This window comes from Streptomyces sp. HSS9-12 (genome assembly GCF_054963655.1).
This window is the reverse complement of record NZ_JBUEGC010000110.1, coordinates 1-1,946: the sequence shown is the minus strand read 5'-3', so window position 1 is coordinate 1,946 and position 1,946 is coordinate 1. Positions and strand designations below refer to the sequence as shown.

The window sequence follows — 1,946 nt, the reverse complement described above, 5'->3', positions numbered from 1 at the left end:
GTGCGCCACGAACACAACAGGAGGCTCCGATGTAGACGGAAGCTCTTGACGTGGTGCTGCACTGGTGATGGAGGTAGGCCCTCCGGGATCGCCCACGCAGGGGGAGATCTCAAACCGCCGCAGGTTGCTCCGGTGAATGAGCCGGGGTGATGAGCACTGCGGAAAAGGCGCACGAGATGCGTCAGGTGTGTGCCGAGAAGGCGAACGCGAGTGAACCACTGCTGAAGTGTCGTAAGCGTATGAGTGGTTGCCGAAACCGGGGTCCAGTTGTTGCCCCGGGATGAATCTGGCGGGTTCCTGTATTCCTGGCCAGGTGGCGGCCCGGCATGAAGGTGGCGCGAGCTCGGTGACAGGCACCAGTGCGGAACGTGGGAACCCCTCGCCGCGATGCTGTCGCCGGTCAGGTTGAAGGCCGGTTGGCGATAAGGGAGCACCCCAAGCAGCTGAAACTGTGAGGGGCTGAGTACCGATGCGTGGCAGGGGGACGGACCGTCTCGTAGTAGTGATGAAGTCCCTGTAATGGGGGCGGAGCGAAGGGGGCGGGTTGCACTGATCTTGTTTGGTGGTCAACCGGTGCGTCCGGGAGGAGCCAGGTGAACGGATCAAGGCCGCAGGCCGAGGTCAAGTCGTTTTGTATCTCCAAGTCGATGGTGTGGGAGGCGTATCTAAGGGTCAAAGCCAATCGGGGTGCACCCGGGGTGGACGGTGTTTCGATCGAGCAGTTCGAGCAGAACCTCAAGGGGAATCTGTACAAGCTGTGGAATCGCATGTCGTCTGGCTCATATTTCCCTCCGGCGGTGAAGGCCGTGGAGATCCCCAAGGCGGGTCGGAAAAGTGTCCGTGTGCTTGGGGTGCCCACTGTGGTTGACCGGATCGCCCAGACGGTGGCCGCGATGTATCTGGAGAGGCGGGTGGAGCCTGTGTTCCATCCGGACTCCTATGGCTACCGGCCGAGGCGCTCTGCCCTGGACGCGGTGGAGACGTGCCGGCGACGTTGTTGGCGGAACGACTGGGTGGTCGATCTCGACATTCGGGCGTTCTTCGACAGCGTGGACCATGAGCTGATGCTCAAGGCCGTCGAGCGGCATGTTGACGCGGACGGGAAGTGGGTCCTGCTTTATGTCAAGCGGTGGCTTGTGGCGCCGCTGGCGAAAGCGGACGGTTCGGTGCACCAACGGGATCGCGGGACTCCCCAGGGGTCAGCGATCTCGCCCGTGTTGGCAAATCTGTATCTCCACTACGCGTTCGATGCGTGGCTGGGGCGGGAGTTCCCGCACATCACGTTCGAGCGATATTGCGACGATGCGGTGATTCACTGCCGCAGCGAGCACCAGGCCCGCCGCGTGCGGGACGCGCTCGCAGCGAGATTGGCGCAGGTCGGTCTGGAGTTGCATCCGGACAAGACGCGCATCGTGTACTGCAAGGACGCTGACCGACGCGGCTCGTACGAGCACACGTCGTTCACGTTCCTCGGGTACACGTTCCGGCCGAGGCTGGCCAAGAACCGGTACGGGAAGCACTTTGTGAACTTTCTGCCCGCGGTCAGCAAGGAGGCAATCAAGGCGATGGGCAAGGAGATGCGTTCCTGGCGCATCGCTCAACGCAGTGACAAGTCCCTGATGGACCTTGCACGGATGTTCAACAGCGTCGTGCAGGGATGGATCAACTATTACGGACGCTTCTACAAGTCCATGTTGTATCCCCTTCTCCGGCGCATCAACCGCATGTTGGTGGGCTGGGCTTGCCAGAAGTACAAACGACTACGTCGCCGGGAGAAACGCGCGGGAGAGCTACTGGCTGGCACGGCCCGCCGGTACCCCAACATGTTCGCCCACTGGCGGTTCGGTCTCAAACCTGATGGCTGGGCAATGGGAGCCGTGTGAGTCGAGAGGCTCCCGCACGGTTCTGCGAGCGGCGGCGGGTGAGATTCCCGCCGCCGACTCACC

The 1,946-nt window shown here is 62.4% G+C and carries 1 protein-coding gene; it reads left to right on the top strand.

The genetic code is table 11. The annotated features are described in order from the left end of the window. Positions 1-593: 593 nt before the first annotated feature. Positions 594-1,883 carry a group II intron reverse transcriptase/maturase gene (gene ltrA / locus ACY34J_RS28890; protein WP_462729584.1) on the top strand — a complete coding sequence of 430 codons (1,290 nt, stop codon included), beginning with the start codon at positions 594-596 and terminating at the stop codon, positions 1,881-1,883. The last annotated feature ends 63 nt before the right edge of the window (positions 1,884-1,946 follow it).